This window comes from Ruminococcus sp. AF31-8BH, assembly GCF_003460605.1.
Taxonomy (GTDB): Bacteria; Bacillota; Clostridia; order Lachnospirales; family Lachnospiraceae; genus Blautia_A; species Blautia_A acetigignens.
In genome coordinates, this window is sequence record NZ_QTVN01000002.1 from 77,016 (window position 1) to 95,887 (window position 18,872).

Consider the following 18,872-nt stretch of genomic DNA (forward strand, 5'->3'; position numbering starts at 1 on the left):
CAAATCGGGCATATATTTTGCAATAAATAAAGAGTCCTTTTTTTAAGGCAGATCTGTATAAGAAGTACTTTACGCTTGAGTATAATCGGAGTCTTACAGGCGGAGAAAAATCCTGGGTGAAAGAAAAACTTACGGGTATGCTGGCAGAATATATCTCTTATGCCAAAGACTGTCTGGGGAATCAGACACTGAAATTTAAGATACAGGACTGCAATGATTATGATGAAATGCTTCAGGCACTGATATATGATAACGATCAAGACTTCAAGAGTGTTCCACTTACAAATATACTCGTACTTTTAAGAAAGGCAAGAAAAGCAGAAGCTGTCGCAAAATGTCATCGGGAACTTATGATCTGATACTTATGGATATCCAGATGCCAAACATGGATGGCTATCAGGCAACCCAGTGTATCCGGCATTTAAATGATAAAAAGAAGGCAGAGATCCCGATCATTGCCATGACAGCAAATGCTTTTGAGGAAGACAAAAAAAGAGCATTTGATGCGGGCATGAATGAACATATAGCGAAACCCATTGATATTGAGAAACTGAGAGCGGCCATTCTTTCTGTATTGAATAAACAGAAAAACTGACAGACTGGGAAGAACAACAGCAGGATAATAAAGATGAAAAGAATAAATAAAAAGATAGGAAAAAATAAGAATAAAAGATTATGTTTGAGCATTTTTGCAATTATTATGCTGCTTTTTGTATCAGCTTCTGTTTATGCGTCGGAGATAAAAAGTGACGGGGAAACAACTCAGGCAATGGAAGAAGAAAATAAAACCGTGAGAGTCGGGTATTTTCCATATTCCAATTTTCAGGAAGGCGGTTCCGGGGAACACAAGCAGGGAGCAGGCTATGAGTATCTTCAGAAAATTTCTTATATAACCGGCTGGAAGTATGAATATGTCTATGCTTCCTTTAAAGAGTGCCTGGATATGCTGGAAGCTGGAGAAATAGATATACTTGGAAATGTCAGTTATACACAGGAAAGAGCAGAAGCTATCAATTTTTCTTCTTATGAGGAGCTAACGGAACGATACTGGATCTATACCAGGGAGGACCATGCGGACCTTACGGATGGTGATCTAAAGCAGATAAATGGCTGCCGTATCGGTGTTGCAGATGGAAGCTATCAGAAAGAACTTCTGGAAAAATGGCTGGACAGCAATCAGATCCAGGCAGAGGTTGTTGCCTGTAAAGGCTATGATGAAATGATAGAAAAACTGGATGCAGATGAACTGGAGGCTCTTGTGATTCCGGCACTGTCTGTCAACAGCGATTTTATTGCCATTGTCAATATCGGGGCAAGTGACTGTTATTTTGGTGTATCAAAATCCAGACCAGATCTGTTAAAGGAATTAAATTCTGCCCTGGAAGAAATCAACAACACAGAAACGGACTACAGCAGTAAGCTGTATGCCCGTTATGAAGGAAAAGCGGTCATAAATTATGCACTCAACAAGGAAGAAAAACAATGGCTGGATGCACATGAGAATACAATCCGTGTGGGATATCTAAAGGATAATCTTCCTTTTTGCGGTGAAGAAAATGGGAAACTGACAGGAATCCTTGGAACCGTTTTGGACACTGTCCAGGAAAAATATGAAATCACGATCAAGGCAGTTCCCTGTTCCACGGGAGTGCAGATGAACGAGGCATTGCAATCTGGTGAAATAGATATTGCCGGTCCTATCATTCAGGATCTTTATATGCAGGAACAGTTTCAGGTGGTTTTGACGGATGTAATCTTTGATATTACGCCGGTTGTTATTTACCAGGGGAAAGACTATAGCAGCAGTCTCTCTGCAATCGCAGCGACAGAGACCTCACTGTATTCGGAATTGATGGTGTCCCTTCTTTTTCCAGATGCAGAGATCAAACAATATGACACACAAGAGGAATGCCTGGAGGCAGTAGCAAAGGGAAAAGTAGGAGCAACGGTTATTCCCTCTTCAAAAATCAATCTTCTTAATGAAAGTCCACTGACCAAAAGTCTGTCATTTGCAGAAATGGCAAAACGGCAGGAATTAGCGATGTTTACAACGAGAGGAAACAGAAGAGCAGCTACCATTATCAATAAAGCAATTGAGCAGTCATCCAATATTTTAAATGGCGTTGTCCTTGCGCAGAATTCCGTTTCAGAAAAGAAAATGACCTTGCAGGATGTCCTTGCAGAGTATGCCGACTTTGCGATCGGAATTTCATTTGTGATTATTTTTGTACTGCTTCTACTGGTCTATTTCCTTTCCGTAAGCAGGCAAAAACAGATGGAAGCGTTGAAAGAAGCACAGAATGCAAATGCGGCGAATATTGCAAAAACAACATTCCTGAACCATATGTCCCATGACATCAGGACACCAATGAATGCAATTGTCGGATTTACAGATATTGCCCTGAAGAGGAAGCCGGACGAAGAAGTGGAGAATTGTCTGAAAAAGATCAGGCAGAGTTCCGAATATCTGATGACACTGATCAACGATGTGTTGGATATCAGCCGCATTGAAAGTGGTAAACTGGAATATAAACCAGTACCGGTAGATCTCAGGGATATGATAAATACTGTTTTGTCGATTGCAAGGGGATATATGGAAAACCGTGACCTTAATTTTTATGTTTCAGGAGAAGAACTTAAAAACCCCTATGTGATGGCAGATGAACTCAGAATCAGGGAAGTATTGCTCAACATTATCAGCAATGCAGTCAAATTTACAAAAGACGGAGGCACTATTTCATTTATTGCAGAAAACAGTCTGGGTAATGATGAGCACCATATAATCGTGCGCTATCGTATATCGGATACCGGAATTGGTATGAGTGAGGAATTCCAGGCAAGAATATTTGATGAGTTCAGTCAGGAAAATGATGGAGCAAGAACCAGTTATAAGGGAACCGGACTGGGAATGGCCATTGCCAAACAGTATGTAAATCTTATGGGTGGGAAAATTGAAGTCAGCAGCAGACAAGGTATTGGCTCAACCTTTACGGTAGAAATCCCCCTGCTTATAGCAGAACAGGTATTGACTGAAAAGGAAGAAAATTTAAGGAAAGATATGGATTTACAGGGTTTGCATGTTCTTTTGGCAGAGGACAATGATTTAAATGCGGAGATAGCAGTAGTTTTATTGGAAGAAAAAGGGATGGTTGTAACCAGGACTGTAGATGGCAAATCTGCTCTGACACAGTTTTGCAATACAGCTCCCGGGACTTTTGATCTGATCTTGATGGATATTATGATGCCGGAAATGAATGGATATGAATCGACAAAAGCCATCCGAAATCTGCCGGACCGTCCGGACGGAAAGAAAATACCTATTATTGCAATGACGGCAAATGCATTTGCAGAGGATGTACAGGCTGCTTTGAAAGCCGGGATGAATGATCATGTGGCCAAGCCAGTTGATATGGAGATTCTGATATCTGTCATCACAAAATATATAGAACGATGATTCAGGTGTTAAAAATGGATTGAAAATTTCACATGGAATGGAGCTTGAATATTTGGTACTAAAAAGTGGACGATTTCGATCATTTAGTTGCGATAGTAATAAAATATATTGAAAAAAGTAGGAGAAATTCAGTTGTTAGAGAAAGCAGTTCAGTCTGCAATATATGAAAAAGCTCTTAAAAATCATTATATAGAAATTCTGTATATTGATTTTGAAGATACAGGAAAATGCATAAAGCTTCATCAGGATACGAAGCTGCGTAGTGGTGAAAACATTTTCCCAGAGTCGGATGAGCAGATGTTTGAGGATTATATCTGTGAGAAAATTATGCGTTATGCATCTGGTGATACAGAGGATCTTAACCGGGTAAAGCAGCAGATGATGCTGTTGCAGAAGAATGAAGAATTGTCAAATGCACTTCATTATAGCCAAAAACGGGATGAAGAGCTTACAAAGGCATTGGAGACGCCGTACCATAGAAGCAGCCAGTTTCAGCTTTGACTCTTTTTTCTGCCACATACGATATCCCAGAGGTACAGACAGATAGAGTGCATGGACATGGTTCTTTACCGGGATACAAAGCATGATACTTACAAAGCAGTGACCATTAAGGCAGCTGGAACCATTATGTGCTGCGTGGTCAAAAAGTTTTGTGATTTTGCACAACTTTGATTGACAAGAAAATAACATTTCGGTATAATTGACGTAGTGTATCGCGGAAAAGTATAGGCAGCGGGAACAAGGAGGGGAACATTTTGGAGGCGAAAGAAATCTCAAAGGCAGTGGTTAAGAGACTGCCAAGGTATTATCGCTATCTGGGGGAACTGATGGAAGAGAAGGTAGAGCGTATATCTTCCAATGATCTGAGCAAGAAAATGCACGTAACTGCATCCCAGATCCGTCAGGATCTTAACAACTTCGGCGGTTTTGGACAGCAGGGATACGGATACAATGTAGAATATCTTTACACAGAGATCGGCAAGATCTTAGGGCTGGACACCATCCATCCCATGATCATTCTGGGTGCAGGTAATCTGGGACAGGCACTTGCCAATTATGGGGATTTTGAGAAAAGAGGATTCCGCCTTGTAGGAATCTTTGACGTGAATCCGGTTCTGGAAGGAATTTCCGTTCGCGGCATTGAGATCCAGATGATCAGCCGGCTTCCAGAATTTATGAAGGAGAATCAGGTAGAGATCGCCATTCTGACACTTCCCAAGAACAAGGCCAAGGAGATGGCGAAGATTCTCATTGAGAACGGAATCAAGGCAATCTGGAATTTCGCACATACAGATCTGGACGCTCCGGAGGACGTAATCGTGGAGAATGTCCATCTTTCCGAGAGTCTGATGGCTTTGTCCTACAATTTAAGCCAGTATCGGAATGAACATACAGAGAAATAGAAGTTAAAGAGGACTGCTGCTTGTCTCACTGGAAGATTTACAGGAGACCGGGCAGCAGTTTTGCATATAGACGCGAAAGGAAATGATTTGTTGCCTGACGCGTCAGATGAGGAGCTGATCATGAAAAAAGTTGTGACCTGCAGCCAGATGAAGCTTCTGGACCATGAAACCATTCACAGCATGCACGTACCGTCACTGGTGCTGATGGAGCGCGCAGCCCTGGCTGTCAGAGATGAAATCGTGAAGTACCTTCTGGGGAAAAATCCCGATGGCAGCTGGCAGCATGAACGTGTCCTGGCAGTCTGCGGTTCCGGCAACAACGGCGGCGACGGCATTGCCATTGCAAGGCTGCTTCACTTATCCGGGATCCATACGGAGATTTTTCTTGCAGGAAATCCGGACAAAATGACCGAAGAAACCAGACGCCAGTGGGAAATTGCCGCCAGCTATCAGGTGCCGGTAACGAATAACCCGGTATGGAGTGAATATACTGTTATAGCAGACGGGATTTTCGGCGTGGGGCTTTCCCGGGAAATTGCGGGAAAATACAGAGAAATCATCGACTGCATGAATCAGGCAGAAGCCTGCAAGGTGGCAGTGGACATTCCGTCTGGCATCCATGGTGATACAGGAGCCATTCTCGGCGTGGCTTTTAAGGCAGACATGACGGTAACCTTTGCATACCGGAAACGGGGACTGTGCCTTTACCCAGGAAGAATGTACGCGGGAAAGGTTGTGACAGCAGACATTGGAATTTACGACCGGGACCCGAAAGGCATCCAGATTGCAGAAAAAGCAGCCTGTCACATGGAGCAGACAGACCTGGCAGAGCTTCCTTTAAGAGCCCCCTGGGGAAATAAAGGAACCTTCGGGAAAGTCCTCCTTATCGCAGGCTCCCCTGGAATGTGCGGCGCCGCCTGCCTAAGTGCCAGCGCAGCCCTTCATGGCGGAGCAGGAATGGTGAAGATCCAGACCGTGGAGGAGAACCGCGTTCCCCTTCAGACCCTTCTTCCCGAGGCAATGGTAACCTGTGAATTTAACGAGGAAGCCAACCAAAAGAACCTAAGCTGGTGCGATGTGCTGGTGATCGGCCCGGGACTTGGAACAGACGGAGTGGGCAGAGAGCGAATGTTCTGGTTTTTGAAAAACGGGGCGGCAGCGAAAAAGCCTGTAGTCATAGATGCGGACGGGCTGAACCTTCTGGCTGAGCATCCGGAATGGCAGGAATTTATAAATGAAAATACAATTCTGACCCCGCATATGGGAGAGATGAGCCGTCTGACAGGCAGCAGCATTTCTCATTTGAAAGAGGATCCGGCAGCCGCGGCCTTTGAATTTGCAGACAGAAGCGGGGGCGCCTGTGTGCTGAAAGATGCCTGCACCGTAATCGCAGACCAGGAAGAACACCTGTATTTCAATCTTTCCGGCAATTCGGGAATGGCAACTGCGGGAAGCGGGGATGTACTTTCCGGCATAACGGCTGCAGTGCTTTGCATGTATCACAGCCAGGAAGAAAAGCCGCCGGTTTCTTATCAGGCAGCCATGGCCGTTTATATCCATGGCCGTTGCGGGGATTTTGCCCTCAGGAAAAAAGGAACCCACGGCATGACCGCACAGGATCTGATCGAAGCACTTCCAGAAATATTGAAGCTTTCGGAGGGGGGAAATTAGAGCGTACTCCCAAAGCGGAAATGATTTTTTAAACAGGTTACATCGGTGAACAGTAACGAGGAGAACATTATGGAAAAATATAACAGAATTAAGGCGTTGATTTCCCTTGATGCCGTGAAATATAATTTTGAACAGATGAAAAAGAACATAAAAGAAGGGACGAAGATCATTGCCGTGATCAAGGCAGATGCATACGGACATGGCGCAGTCCCCATTGCGGCCATGCTGGAGAATTTGGATTACATCTGGGGCTTTGCCACTGCGACTGCCCAGGAAGCCCTGCAGCTGCGCCGGGAAGGAATCACCCGGCCGATTCTGATCCTGGGACTTGTGTTTGAAGAGTACTACGAAGAGCTGGCAAGAGAGGATGTGCGCATGGCAGTCTGTGATTATGAAACTGCCCGCAAATTTAGCGAGGCGGCAGCCTCCTGCGGCAAAAAGGCGCTGATCCATCTTGCGGCAGACACCGGCATGACAAGAATCGGATTCAAGGACAGCGAAGAGAGTCTGGAAGAGATCCGCAGGATTTATGAGCTTGACAATGTGGAAGTGGAAGGCCTGTTTACCCATTTTGCAAGGGCAGATGAGTATGACCGCACCCCGGCCATGGTACAGTTGAAGCGCTACCTTGACTTCGCGGACCTTCTGGAGAAAAACGGCATCCATATTCCCCTTCACCACTGCTCTAACAGCGCCGGAATCATCCGTGTGCCGGAGGCAAACTTAAACCTTGTCCGCGCCGGAATCACCATTTACGGCATTTACCCGTCCGAGGAAGTGGAGAAGGATATTGTGAAGCTTCAGCCGGTAATGTCCTTAAAGAGCCACATTTCCTATGTAAAAGACGTGGAGCCGGGAACGGAGGTAAGCTATGGCGGAACCTACACCACAGACCGCGTCACCAGACTGGCTACCATTCCGGTGGGCTATGCAGACGGATACCCAAGAATGCTCTCCAACAAGGGCTGGGTGCTGATCCACGGCAAAAAGGCGCCGATCTGCGGAAGAGTCTGCATGGATCAGTTTATGGTAGATATAACCCACATTCCGGATGCAAAAACAGGGGATGAGGTGACACTCCTTGGCACAGACGGAGAGGAAGAGATCACAGCAGACACCATCGGGGATCTGTCCGGCCGCTTTTCCTATGAGTTTGTCTGTGATATCAGCAAGCGCGTTCCAAGGATCTACATCAGGGACGGAGAGGAATGCGGAGAATTAACGTATTTTGATTAAATAGTAAAACACCACACATGTATACACAGGAAAAAAGTTGGAAATACTTATTTTCAGGAGTGAAAAAGTTAAAGTAAAACGGAGTGTGAATTGTGTGGTAATTAAAAGAGGGGATATTTTTTATGCGGATCTTCGCCCTGTGGTGGGAAGCGAGCAGGGAGGCATCCGCCCGGTACTTATTATTCAGAACGATGTGGGCAACAGGCACAGCCCCACTGTGATCTGTGCAGCCATCACATCCAAGATGAACAAGGCGAAGCTGCCTACCCATATTGAGATCGATGCGTCCGCCTACGGAATCGAAAAAGACTCGGTAATTCTTCTGGAACAGCTTCGTACCATTGACAAGAGAAGGCTTAAGGATAAGGTATGCCACCTAGACGGCCCCATGCTTGACAAGGTAAATCATGCCCTTGAGATCAGCCTGGAGCTTACATTCTCTTGACGAAAAGAAAGTTTAGTGATATAGTTGTTAAGTCTCAGCGGCATTTGCAGCCGCATTTTAACCAAATAGCAAGGCGGATGGTGAAGATCCCCTTGACTGGTTTTATACGGAGGAACAAAGGGTTTATTTATGGAGGACGGCAGTAGTATGCCCCTGGCGGGCGTTATTATTTTATTGTTGCTGCTGTGGCTGAACGGTATTTTTTACGGGTTCTCGGCTGCAGTACACAATCTGAGCGGAAGCGAGGTTGAGAAGCGGGCGCAGGAAGGAGATAAGAAATCCACTTATCTGTTATCCCTGATGAACAGTCCCATGACGTTTGTCAATGCGATTCCGCTGATTGTCATGGCTTCCGGCGTGAGCTTCGGAGCATTTATCGTTCCGTGGGTTACGAAGACCTTTCATCCCTACATAAAGCATCTGGCAGCAGTGATCCTGGTGCTTGCACTTGTGGTGATCCTGCTTGCATCTCTTGGCATCCTTACGTTTCGAAGGATCGGAACCTACCATCCGGAGAAATATGCCTACCGCTATCTGGGAGTTGTGGGATTTTTTACCAGGATCTTATATCCTTTTACCATGTGCGTTACCTTTATCGCCAAGCTGGCGGCACGCCCCTTCGGAGTGGCCTTTAACCAGGCAGAGGAGCCTGTGACAGAAGAGGAGATCATTTCCATGGTAGATGAGGCCCATGAGCAGGGCGTCATCGAGGAAAATGAAGCCGAGATGATCCAGAACATCATGGAGTTCAATGACACAGAAGCCAAGGATATTATGACCCACCGCAAGAATGTGATCGCCTTTGACCAGGAAGAGAATCTGCAGTCTATTGTGGATACTATGCTGGAGGAGGGCAATTCCCGTTATCCGGTATATAAGGAAACCATTGACAATATTGTGGGAATCATTCATTATAAAGATGCGCTGAAGTTCCTTACCCGGAATTCCTGGGCCAAATTTAAGCCCCTTAAGGATCTGCCGGGACTGATCCGGGAAGCTTCTTTTATTCCGGAGACCAGAGGAATCAGTGATCTGTTCGGCTCCATGCAGGTGAAGAAGATCCATATGGCAGTGGTAGTGGATGAGTATGGACAGACTTCCGGAATCGTTTCCATGGAGGATATCCTGGAGGAGATCGTAGGGGACATTCTGGATGAATATGATGAGGATGACAGCACCTTCCGCACACAGAAGGACAACAGTGTGATCATTGACGGGCTGGCTTACCTGGAGGATGTATCCGAGGAACTTGGCATCGACTTCGGGAAGGTGGAGTTTGAGACCCTGAACGGTTATCTGACCAATCTTCTGGGGCATATCCCCACAGAGGATGATCTGGATAAAGAAATTGTGGTAAACGGCTACCGTTTCAGAATCCTTTCCCTTGGAAACAAGACTATTGGAAAGGTACGGGCCGAAAAGATAAAAAAAGAACCAAAAGGAGAGGATAAGAAATGTCAGGACATTCAAAATTCGCAAACATAAAGCACAAGAAAGAAAAAAACGACGCTAAAAAAGGTAAGATCTTTACCATCATCGGCCGTGAGATCGTAATGGCTGTTAAGGCCGGCGGTCCGGATCCAAGCAACAACGGCAAGCTTCGCGATGTTATCGCCAAGGCGAAAGCAAACAACATGCCGAACGATACCATCGAGCGCGGTATTAAGAAGGCAGCAGGTGCTGACTCTGCTGACAGCTACGAGAAGGCAGTATACGAAGGATACGGCCCCAATGGTGTTGCCATCATCGTTGAGACTCTTACTGACAACAAGAACCGTACAGCCAGCAATGTAAGAAACGCATTTACAAAGGGTAACGGAAGCATCGGAACCCAGGGCTGCGTATCCTACATGTTTGACCAGAAGGGTCAGATCATCATCGATAAGGAAGAGTGCGAGATGGACGCTGACGAGCTGATGATGACCGCTCTTGACGCAGGCGCTGAGGATTTCGCAGAGGAAGAGGATAGCTATGAGGTTCTCACAGCTCCGGATGATCTTGGTGCAGTACGCGAGGCTCTTGAGGCAGCAGGCGTTCCGCTTCTTGAGGCACAGGTTGCCATGATCCCGCAGACCACTGTAGAGCTGACTGATGAGAAGGCTCTGAAGGATATCCAGAGAATCCTTGATCTTCTGGATGATGATGACGACGTTACAGATGTATGGCACAACTGGGCTGAATAATTTTATAAGAATTGCAGATAATACCTTCATACAAGAATGTGTGGAGGTATTTTTTTTATGCTGGAAATAATAGAGGAAAACCCATTAGAATCAGAAGAAAACATGGGGAAAGGCCAGGAAAAAGCAGGGCAGAAGAGCTCTGTAAAAGGAGAAAAGCAGGAAGAAGAGCCGCAGAAAGAACAGCAGCAGGAAAAAGCAGAAAAAAAGGAAAACCTGGATCAGGAAGAGCAGCAGAATAAACAGATCCGGGATATGGGACAAGTGACCCTGCATGAGAATTCCAAAAGATACAAGGTGGAGCTTCTGACCATCATCGGGGAAGTGGAAGGCCACGAGTCTGCCCCGTCCCACAGCAAAACTACCAAATATGAGCACGTTTTGCCCAAGCTTGCCATGATCGAGGATGACGAATCCGTGGACGGCCTTCTGGTTCTTCTGAACACCGTAGGAGGTGACGTGGAAGCGGGCCTTGCCATTGCGGAGATGATCGCTTCCTTAAGCGTTCCTACCGTTTCTCTGGTTCTTGGAGGCGGACATTCCATCGGCGTTCCCATGGCAGTTTCCGCAGATTATTCTTTTGTGGTCCCAAGCGCTACCATGGTGATCCATCCCGTGCGCTCCAACGGCATGTTCATCGGCGTGGCCCAGTCCTACCGCAACATGGAAAAGATCCAGGACCGGATCACCACCTTTATTTCCACCCATTCCCATACTTCTCAGAAGCGGCTGGAGGAGCTGATGCTGGACACCACCCAGCTGGTAAAGGATGTGGGAACTATGTTGGAAGGCCCGGAGGCAGTAAAGGAGGGCCTGATCGATGAAGTAGGCGGAATGCGGGAAGCTCTGGGAAAGTTATACCAGCTCATTGGTGAAAAAAAGGAAAAAAACAGCTGATCTGGCATTTTTTTGAAAAAATATAAGAGAAACTGTAGAATTTCATTTTACTAACCCATCTTTTTGTGCTATAGTGGTATAGGATATGACTAGCGTACATGTGTCCTCACTGGGGACGCACATTTTTAGCGCTTGTTAAATATAGTACTTCAGGAGGGAACTATGTATAAGATTCTCAACGCAGAGAAACTTTCTGCAAATGTTTTTCTTATGGACGTGGAAGCACCCCGCGTGGCTAAGCATTGTCTGCCTGGTCAGTTCGTCATCGTAAAGATGGACGAAGTAGGCGAGAGAATTCCGCTTACTATCTGCGACTATGACGCAGAGAAAGGAACTGTAACAATCGTATTCCAGCCGGCTGGCGCATCTACCACCAAAATGGCTGAGCTGAAAGCCGGAGATTACTTCGAAGATTTCGTCGGACCTCTTGGACAGCCATCTGAGCTTTGCTCTGAGGACTTAGAGGAGCTTAAGAAGAAAAAAATCGTATTCGTAGCCGGCGGTGTTGGTACAGCACCTGTATATCCTCAGGTAAAATGGCTTCACGAGCACGGCATTACTGCTGATGCCATTGTTGGTGCCAAGACAAAGGATCTCCTTATCCTTGAGGACAAGATGAAAGAAGTATGTAATCTGTATGTAACTACAGATGATGGTTCTTATGTACGCAAAGGTATGGGTACTGACGTACTTCGCGACCTAGTACAGAACCAGGGCAAAGAGTATGATCTGTGCGTTGCGATCGGACCGATGATCATGATGAAATTTGTCTGCCTGTTAACCAAAGAACTGAATATTCCTACCGTTGTCAGCATGAACCCGATCATGGTAGATGGAACTGGTATGTGCGGTGCCTGTCGTCTGATGGTTGGCGGCGAAGTAAAATTTGCCTGCGTTGACGGACCGGAGTTTGATGGACACAAAGTTGACTTCGACCTTGCCATGAAGAGACAGCAGATGTACAAGACCGAAGAAGGACGTGCGCTTCTGAAGCTTCAGGAGGGCGATACCCATCACGGCGGATGCGGACAGTGTGGAGGTGACAAATAATGGCAGATGTATTAAAGAAGGTACCAGTCAGAGAGCAGGCTCCTAAGGTACGTGCTACGAACTTTGAAGAGGTTTGCCTTGGTTATAATAAAGAAGAGGCAATGGAAGAAGCGAACCGCTGCCTTGGCTGTAAGAAAGCAAAATGTATGGAAGGATGTCCGGTTTCCATCAATATCCCGGGCTTCGTTCATGAAGTAAAAGAAGGAAACTTCGAGAAAGCATACCAGATCATCGGTGAGTCCAGTGCTCTTCCGGCTGTCTGCGGACGTGTATGTCCTCAGGAGACACAGTGTGAGGGAAGATGTATCCGCGGTATGAAGGGCGAAGCTGTTTCCATCGGTAAGCTGGAGCGTTTCGTTGCTGACTGGGCGAAAGAGAACGGCATCAAGCCAGTTCCTGCAGCACAGAAGAACGGACACAAGGTAGCTGTAATCGGTTCAGGTCCTTCCGGACTTACCTGTGCCGGAGACCTTGCAAAGATGGGCTATGATGTAACTATCTTCGAGGCTCTTCACAAAGCAGGCGGCGTTCTTGTTTACGGTATTCCGGAGTTTCGTCTTCCGAAAGACAAAGTCGTTGCTGCTGAGGTAGAGAACGTAAAATCTCTCGGTGTTAAGATCGAGACCAACGTTATCATCGGTAAATCCGTAACTATCGACGAGCTTCTTAAGGATGAGGGCTTCGAGGCTGTATTTATCGGATCCGGTGCCGGACTTCCTATGTTCATGGGAATCCCGGGTGAGCAGGCAAACGGCGTATTCTCCGCTAATGAGTATCTGACACGTAACAACCTGATGAAAGCATTCCGCGAGGATTATGATACCCCGATCGCACACGGCAAGAAAGTTGCAGTTGTAGGCGGTGGTAACGTTGCCATGGACGCTGCAAGAACTGCACTTCGTCTTGGCGCAGAGGTACATATCATCTATCGTCGTTCCGAGGCTGAGCTTCCGGCACGTAAAGAGGAAGTACATCACGCTAAGGAAGAGGGCGTACAGTTTGATCTTCTTTGCAACCCTGTTGAGATCCTTACCGATGACAAAGACTGGGTAACCGGAATCAAGTGCATCCGTATGGAGCTTGGCGAGCCGGATGCATCCGGAAGAAGACGTCCTGTTGAGATTCCTGGTTCTGAGTTTACCATCGACGTTGATACTGTGATCATGTCCCTTGGTACAAGCCCGAACCCGCTGATCTCCTCCACAACCATCGGCCTTGATGTAAACAAGAGAAAATGCATCATCGCTGACGAAGAGTTCGGTAAGACATCCAAAGAGGGCGTATACGCTGGCGGAGATGCTGTTACAGGTGCTGCAACTGTTATCCTTGCAATGGGAGCAGGTAAAGCAGGTGCCCGAGGTATCGACGAGTACATTAAGAGCAAATATGCGAAATAAGTAATACTCCTTTGAGTATGTTTTCCCCGTCTGATTTTCCATTATGGGATTTCAGACGGGGATTTTTTATGCGCGGAAATGCTTAGTTTCATATTTCCCCATAAACAGCTGTTCGATTAAAAGTTGTATCTTCTGCGGGTTTGTGATATAATGGGAATAATTGGTGGGCTTTTGCCTGCCGGATCTTAACAATAGAAAAGGAATTGAGTGTTATGTCAGTTTTACAGGCAATTTTATTGGGAATCGTGCAGGGAATCACGGAATTTCTCCCTGTCAGCAGTTTTGGACATCTGGCAGCCATAGAGAATGCCATGGGAATTACCAGGAATACGGCAGTGCTTTTTGAGGTGCTTCTTCATGTGGGAACCCTTGCGGCGATTTTTTTCGCATTTCATGAGGATATCCGCAGGATCGGCGAGGAACTTTTGGGAATGGTTATGGACGTGATCGGCAATCTGAACATCTATTTTCATAACCGCAGGACAGGAGAGCAGCTTGGGTATGCCCGTTTGGTGTCCGGTACTTACCGGAAGCTTACGGTGCTGATACTGGTATCATCTATTCCCACAGCCATGCTTGGCTACATCTGCAGAAGACTGGTGACCAAGGCGGCCATTTCCCCGCTTCTTCCGGGCATCTGCATTCTGATCACCGGAATTTTTCTTCTTGTGACCGATCTGAGCAACATCGGCGGAATTAAGACACCGAAGGACGCAACCTACGATCATGCCATGTGGATCGGCATCTGCCAGGGAATCTCTGTATTTCCAGGACTTTCCAGATGCGGTATGACTCTCTGCGCCGGTATGATGTGCGGCTTCAGAAGGAAATTTGCGGTGAAATATTCTTATCTGATCAGTGTTCCGGCTGTAATTGGCTCCTTGATTCTGGAGCTTGGCCAGTTTACCACACCGAAGATGACGGTTTCACTTGGATTTACATATGTTCTTGGCATGGTTGCGGCAGGAGTAGTAGGCTATTTTATGATCCGCTTTCTGCTTCAGATCGTGCAGCATACGAAATTGCGCTATTTTGCATTCTATTGCTTTGTGGCTGGTGCGGTAGCGCTGATCAGTAATTTTGCCTGATGAAGGGGGAGCTTTTAAATGGCAGCGTCAAAAACGCAGAAATCTAATACGAGGAAAAAATCAACCGCCAAAGGGAATGTCTCTGGCAAAAAGAAAACCGCCGGACGGCCTTCCACCAGGAAAAATGTAAATACCAAGCAGTCCATATCCAGCGGTTTCCAGACAGAGATCGTGATTCTTGTGCTGATCGCAGCTTCCATTATCCTGATGGTAAGCTGCCTGGGCTTTGGAGGCAGTGTGGGTGGAAGCATCAGCAGGGCACTGATGGGAGTGATGGGGCTGATGGCCTATGCATTTCCATTCGTTTTGTTTGGGGTGTCCGTGTTTCTGATTTCCAATAAGGGTAATGTGCTTGCCTATAAGAAGACCGCGGCAGCAGCTGTTCTGTTTCTGGTGCTCTGCGGCGTGTTCCAGCTGTTGACAGAGGGGTACGCAGAGAGCACCACTCTGGCAGAGTACTACAAGGTTAGTTCCCAGTATCACACGGGCGGAGGCGCCATTGGAGGAGCCATCTGCATTTCTACCATTTCCGCATTTGGAACGGTAGGAGCCTATGTGATCATTGTGCTTGTGATCTTAGTCTGCCTGATTTTGATCACCCAGCATTCTTTTCTGGGATTTCTCTATAAGCTTTACGATAAGCTCCTGGAGATGCTGAAGGGAACTCATGAGCGTTACCAGGAGGGAGCACCGGAGCGGGAGTTAAGACGTCAGGTGAAGGCCCAGCAGCGCCAGATGGCAGCCCAGGAACGCCGGGAGAGAAGAATGAAGGAGCTGGAGGCTGCGCTGGCGGAAGAGGATCTGGATTTGGAAGAGGAAGAATTGGAGTCAGAAGACGGTTCGAAGAAAACTTCTTCCATCTTTGGGAAAAAGAAGCAGAAAAACAGAGACAGTTTGACAGAAGCCAGCCAGCCGGTGAGACGCCAGGCAAGAAGAGGAGCAGAGGCAGAGACCACTGGATTTCTTGTGGGAACGGATCTGTTCAGTGATATGGAGGCTTACGGGGATGGAATGGATGACCAGGTTTCCCTTCCGGAGGATACAGGACTGGATTTTGCCATTCACAGATCAGAGACTGTGGATACGGAAGAAGTTTTGCCAGAGACTGTGATGGAAGAGAAGCAGCAGTTGGCGCATTTTGGAGAAGAAATGCAGCCTCAGGCAGTGAATCCAGTGCAGGATGCAGAAGATGAGGACAGCTACGCTGGCGTAGATTTCAAGGAAGCCATGGCAACTGCCAGAACCATGCAGGCAACAAGTGCCGGCGGTTCCGGCACGGGAGCTGATGTTTCAGGTTCTCATGGCTCTGGAGGGGCTGCCAGTACTTCTGGTTCGTCTGGCACAGCTGATGGTTCTCATGGTGTCGCCTCTGCAGGAGAGGAGAGAGCATCCCGCCAGCCTGCCAAGAATCCCAAATCCTCCAGGCAGGAGATTGAGAGCGGAATCGTCAATATCCAGCACGAGATCAGCACCCAGGAAGCAGCCGTGAAGCGGGAATATCAGTACCCGTCTGTGAATCTTCTGAAGAGGGGCAACGGCAAATCCCAGGGAGATTCCGATGCTCACTTAAGGAAGACAGCGCAGAAACTTCAGGAGATTTTATACAATTTCGGCGTTAATGCCAAGGTAACCAATGTAAGCTGCGGACCTACCGTCACCCGTTATGAGCTTCAGCCGGAAATGGGCGTGAAGGTCAGCAAGATCGTAGGCCTTGCTGATGATATCAAGCTGAATCTTGCAGCGCCGGACATTCGTATTGAGGCACCGATCCCCGGCAAGGCGGCCGTTGGAATCGAGGTTCCCAATAAGGAGCACAGTGCCGTGATGCTCCGCGATCTGATCCAGTCACCGGAGTTCCAGAATGCCAAATCCAAGCTTGCTTTTGCAGCTGGCAAGGACATTGAGGGCAAGACTGTGGTTGCGGATATCGCGAAAATGCCTCACCTTCTGATCGCTGGTTCCACTGGTTCCGGTAAATCCGTATGTATCAATACGCTGATCATCAGTATTTTATATAAAGCCAAACCGGATGAGGTGAAGCTGATCATGATCGACCCCAAGGTGGTGGAGCTTAGTGTCTACAATGGAATTCCCCATCTGTTTATTCCGGTTGTCACAGACCCGAAGAAGGCAGCTGGTGCTCTGAACTGGGCGGTAAATGAGATGAGCAACCGTTACAATACCTTTGCAGAGTATGGCGTGCGTAATCTGGAGGAGTTCAACCGCAAGCTGGACAAGATGACCTTCCCGGAAGGTGAGCAGCGCCCGGAGAAAATGTGTCAGATCGTCATTATCGTAGACGAGCTTGCCGACCTGATGATGGTGGCACCTGGAGATGTGGAGGATGCCATCTGCCGTCTGGCACAGCTGGCCCGTGCAGCAGGCATTCATCTGGTTATCGCAACCCAGAGACCCTCTGTCAATGTCATCACAGGTCTGATTAAGGCGAACATGCCGTCCCGTATTGCATTTGCGGTTACTTCCGGCGTGGACTCCAGAACTATTCTGGATATGAACGGTGCGGAGAAGCTGCTTGGTAAAGGAGATATGCTGTTTTATCCGCAGGGCTATCAGAAGCCTGCCAGACTGCAGGGAGCTTTTGTCTCGGATGATGAAGTCAGTGATATTGTGAACTTCTTAGCAGACAAGAACCCAAGGACTGACTATGACAGCAAGATCGAGCAGCAGATGAACAATGCGGTTCTCACAGCAGGAGGAAGCTCCGGCGGGGAGGAACGTGACGTTTATTTCGAGCAGGCCGGCAAATTCATTATCGAGAAGGAGAAAGCGTCCATCGGAATGCTGCAGAGAATGTACAAGATCGGCTTCAACCGTGCCGCAAGGATCATGGACCAGCTCTGCGACGCCGGAGTCGTAGGCCCCGAAGAAGGCACCAAGCCCCGTAAAGTCCTGATGTCCATGGAAGAATTCCAGACCTATGTGGAAGAACATTTGTAATGGAAACGGGTAAAATCTAATAGTAAAGGAGAAGAGAAACATGGTAAAACATATGGTAATGTGGTCATTTAAAGAGGAGATTCCGGAGGAGAAGAAGCCGGAATTAAAAGCACAGATCAAAGAGCACTTAGAAGGTCTTGTAGGCGTAGTTCCAGGCCTGATCAGCGCAAAGGTAGTCACCGATCCCCTGACATCCAGCTCCCGTGACCTGTGCCTGATCACAGAGCTTGAGAGCGCCGAGGCACTTGCTGCCTACGCTGTAAACCCAAATCACGTAAAAGTTGCCGACACCTACGTAAGACCAAACACCTGCGACCGCGTGGCAATGGATTTTGAAATGTAATCTGCTATGGAAATTCGTATTCTCACAGTTGGAAAAATAAAAGAAAAATACTTAAATGACGGGATCGCCGAGTACGCCAAGCGCCTTAGCCGCTACTGCAAGCTGAACTTCATCCAGGTGCCGGACGAGAAAACCCCGGACAAGGCCTCCGATGCCCTGAACCGTCAGATCAAGGAGACAGAAGGCAACCGTCTTCTTTCCCACATCCGGGAGCAGGACTATGTGATCGCCCTTGCCATAGACGGCAAAATGCTGGATTCCGTAGAACTTTCCGACCTGATCGCCAGATTAGGGGTACAGGGAAAAAGCAGCATCGTCTTTGTGATCGGCGGCTCCCTGGGCCTTTCCGATGCAGTGTTAAAGCGCGCCGACTACAAGCTTAGCTTCTCCAGAATGACCTTCCCCCATCAGCTGATGCAGATGATCCTCCTGGAGCAGATCTACCGCGGCTACCGCATCATGAACCACGAACCCTACCACAAATAATTTAGAGTGTGTCTCCAAAATCTTTCCGCAAATTGTAACGTACATCTTGCAGAAGGCCTTTTGCAAACATGCTCTGGAAACAAGAAAGGGCTTTTTATAACTTGAATGAGTTATAAAAGCCCTTTCTTTTCTTGAGTTATTTTGGATTTTGGTACTTATGTTTGAATGCACAAACCAAATATGAGTCAGAAAATTTTATGCCTTGTGGATTGTGAGCCTGGTTTCGAGGTTCAAATCTGTAATGGAAAACTCCCTTCCTGCTGG

The 18,872-nt window shown here is 47.3% G+C and carries 17 protein-coding genes; all 17 read left to right on the forward strand.

The genetic code is table 11. The annotated features are described in order from the left end of the window. The first annotated feature begins 116 nt into the window (after positions 1 to 116). Positions 117 to 359 (forward strand): hypothetical protein, encoded by a 243-nt coding sequence (locus DWZ38_RS22650; RefSeq protein WP_021926635.1) that lies wholly within the window; start codon positions 117 to 119, stop codon positions 357 to 359. Continuing rightward, positions 335 to 595 carry a response regulator gene (locus tag DWZ38_RS02725; RefSeq protein WP_117849764.1) on the forward strand — a complete coding sequence of 87 codons (261 nt, stop codon included), beginning with the start codon at positions 335 to 337 and terminating at the stop codon, positions 593 to 595. The genes DWZ38_RS22650 and DWZ38_RS02725 overlap by 25 nt, the downstream gene beginning before the upstream one ends. Positions 596 to 679: 84 nt before the next feature. Further along, on the forward strand, positions 680 to 3,454 hold the full coding sequence (locus DWZ38_RS02730) for a transporter substrate-binding domain-containing protein (RefSeq protein ID WP_178105252.1): 2,775 nt from the start codon (positions 680 to 682) through the stop codon (positions 3,452 to 3,454). A 132-nt stretch (positions 3,455 to 3,586) separates the two neighbouring features. Then, a complete protein-coding gene (locus tag DWZ38_RS02735) occupies positions 3,587 to 3,955 on the forward strand; it encodes a hypothetical protein (RefSeq protein ID WP_021926632.1) in 369 nt (122 codons plus the stop codon). A 254-nt stretch (positions 3,956 to 4,209) separates the two neighbouring features. Then, complete coding sequence (locus DWZ38_RS02745; RefSeq protein WP_021926631.1) at positions 4,210 to 4,857, forward strand: redox-sensing transcriptional repressor Rex; 648 nt, start codon at positions 4,210 to 4,212, stop codon at positions 4,855 to 4,857. A 120-nt stretch (positions 4,858 to 4,977) separates the two neighbouring features. Next, positions 4,978 to 6,528 (forward strand): NAD(P)H-hydrate dehydratase, encoded by a 1,551-nt coding sequence (locus DWZ38_RS02750; protein WP_117850394.1) that lies wholly within the window; start codon positions 4,978 to 4,980, stop codon positions 6,526 to 6,528. Between the two features lie 69 nt (positions 6,529 to 6,597). Then, a complete protein-coding gene (gene alr, locus DWZ38_RS02755; RefSeq protein WP_021926629.1) occupies positions 6,598 to 7,764 on the forward strand; it encodes an alanine racemase in 1,167 nt (388 codons plus the stop codon). A 94-nt stretch (positions 7,765 to 7,858) separates the two neighbouring features. Beyond that, positions 7,859 to 8,209, forward strand: a complete 351-nt coding sequence (locus tag DWZ38_RS02760) for a type II toxin-antitoxin system PemK/MazF family toxin (RefSeq protein ID WP_021926628.1) — start codon at positions 7,859 to 7,861, stop codon at positions 8,207 to 8,209. Positions 8,210 to 8,338: 129 nt separating this feature from the next. Further along, entirely contained in the window at positions 8,339 to 9,694 is a 1,356-nt protein-coding gene (locus tag DWZ38_RS02765; RefSeq protein ID WP_117849769.1) for a hemolysin family protein, read from the forward strand. Beyond that, positions 9,664 to 10,392, forward strand: a complete 729-nt coding sequence (locus DWZ38_RS02770) for a YebC/PmpR family DNA-binding transcriptional regulator (RefSeq protein ID WP_117849772.1) — start codon at positions 9,664 to 9,666, stop codon at positions 10,390 to 10,392. Before DWZ38_RS02765 ends, DWZ38_RS02770 begins: the two co-directional genes overlap by 31 nt. A 57-nt stretch (positions 10,393 to 10,449) precedes the next feature. Beyond that, positions 10,450 to 11,286, forward strand: a complete 837-nt coding sequence (locus tag DWZ38_RS02775; RefSeq protein WP_021926625.1) for an ATP-dependent Clp protease proteolytic subunit — start codon at positions 10,450 to 10,452, stop codon at positions 11,284 to 11,286. Positions 11,287 to 11,448: 162 nt separating this feature from the next. Beyond that, a complete protein-coding gene (locus DWZ38_RS02780; RefSeq protein ID WP_117849775.1) occupies positions 11,449 to 12,336 on the forward strand; it encodes a sulfide/dihydroorotate dehydrogenase-like FAD/NAD-binding protein in 888 nt (295 codons plus the stop codon). Next, positions 12,336 to 13,733 (forward strand): NADPH-dependent glutamate synthase, encoded by a 1,398-nt coding sequence (gltA, locus tag DWZ38_RS02785; protein ID WP_117849778.1) that lies wholly within the window; start codon positions 12,336 to 12,338, stop codon positions 13,731 to 13,733. Before DWZ38_RS02780 ends, gltA begins: the two co-directional genes overlap by 1 nt. A gap of 212 nt (positions 13,734 to 13,945) precedes the next feature. Further along, positions 13,946 to 14,821: an undecaprenyl-diphosphate phosphatase gene (locus DWZ38_RS02790; RefSeq protein ID WP_117849780.1), complete on the forward strand. Its 876-nt coding sequence runs from the start codon at positions 13,946 to 13,948 to the stop codon at positions 14,819 to 14,821. 18 nt (positions 14,822 to 14,839) lie between these two features. Continuing rightward, positions 14,840 to 17,779 carry a DNA translocase FtsK gene (locus DWZ38_RS02795; RefSeq protein WP_243000130.1) on the forward strand — a complete coding sequence of 980 codons (2,940 nt, stop codon included), beginning with the start codon at positions 14,840 to 14,842 and terminating at the stop codon, positions 17,777 to 17,779. 40 nt (positions 17,780 to 17,819) lie between these two features. Next, positions 17,820 to 18,122 (forward strand): Dabb family protein, encoded by a 303-nt coding sequence (locus tag DWZ38_RS02800; protein WP_021924383.1) that lies wholly within the window; start codon positions 17,820 to 17,822, stop codon positions 18,120 to 18,122. 6 nt (positions 18,123 to 18,128) lie between these two features. Beyond that, complete coding sequence (rlmH, locus tag DWZ38_RS02805; RefSeq protein ID WP_021924384.1) at positions 18,129 to 18,608, forward strand: 23S rRNA (pseudouridine(1915)-N(3))-methyltransferase RlmH; 480 nt, start codon at positions 18,129 to 18,131, stop codon at positions 18,606 to 18,608. The last annotated feature ends 264 nt before the right edge of the window (positions 18,609 to 18,872 follow it).

Excerpts from the sequence above, each read along its gene's own strand:
- gltA (WP_117849778.1), top strand. The coding sequence starts at position 12,336 with ATGGCAGATGTATTAAAGAAGGTACCAGTCAGAGAGCAGGCTCCTAAG.
- rlmH (WP_021924384.1), top strand. The coding sequence starts at position 18,129 with ATGGAAATTCGTATTCTCACAGTTGGAAAAATAAAAGAAAAATACTTA.
- DWZ38_RS02780 (WP_117849775.1), top strand. The coding sequence starts at position 11,449 with ATGTATAAGATTCTCAACGCAGAGAAACTTTCTGCAAATGTTTTTCTT.
- DWZ38_RS02725 (WP_117849764.1), top strand. The coding sequence starts at position 335 with ATGTCATCGGGAACTTATGATCTGATACTTATGGATATCCAGATGCCA.
- DWZ38_RS02800 (WP_021924383.1), top strand. The coding sequence starts at position 17,820 with ATGGTAAAACATATGGTAATGTGGTCATTTAAAGAGGAGATTCCGGAG.
- DWZ38_RS02770 (WP_117849772.1), top strand. The coding sequence starts at position 9,664 with ATGTCAGGACATTCAAAATTCGCAAACATAAAGCACAAGAAAGAAAAA.
- DWZ38_RS02775 (WP_021926625.1), top strand. The coding sequence starts at position 10,450 with ATGCTGGAAATAATAGAGGAAAACCCATTAGAATCAGAAGAAAACATG.
- DWZ38_RS02765 (WP_117849769.1), top strand. The coding sequence starts at position 8,339 with ATGGAGGACGGCAGTAGTATGCCCCTGGCGGGCGTTATTATTTTATTG.
- DWZ38_RS02790 (WP_117849780.1), top strand. The coding sequence starts at position 13,946 with ATGTCAGTTTTACAGGCAATTTTATTGGGAATCGTGCAGGGAATCACG.
- DWZ38_RS02750 (WP_117850394.1), top strand. The coding sequence starts at position 4,978 with ATGAAAAAAGTTGTGACCTGCAGCCAGATGAAGCTTCTGGACCATGAA.
- DWZ38_RS02795 (WP_243000130.1), top strand. The coding sequence starts at position 14,840 with ATGGCAGCGTCAAAAACGCAGAAATCTAATACGAGGAAAAAATCAACC.
- alr (WP_021926629.1), top strand. The coding sequence starts at position 6,598 with ATGGAAAAATATAACAGAATTAAGGCGTTGATTTCCCTTGATGCCGTG.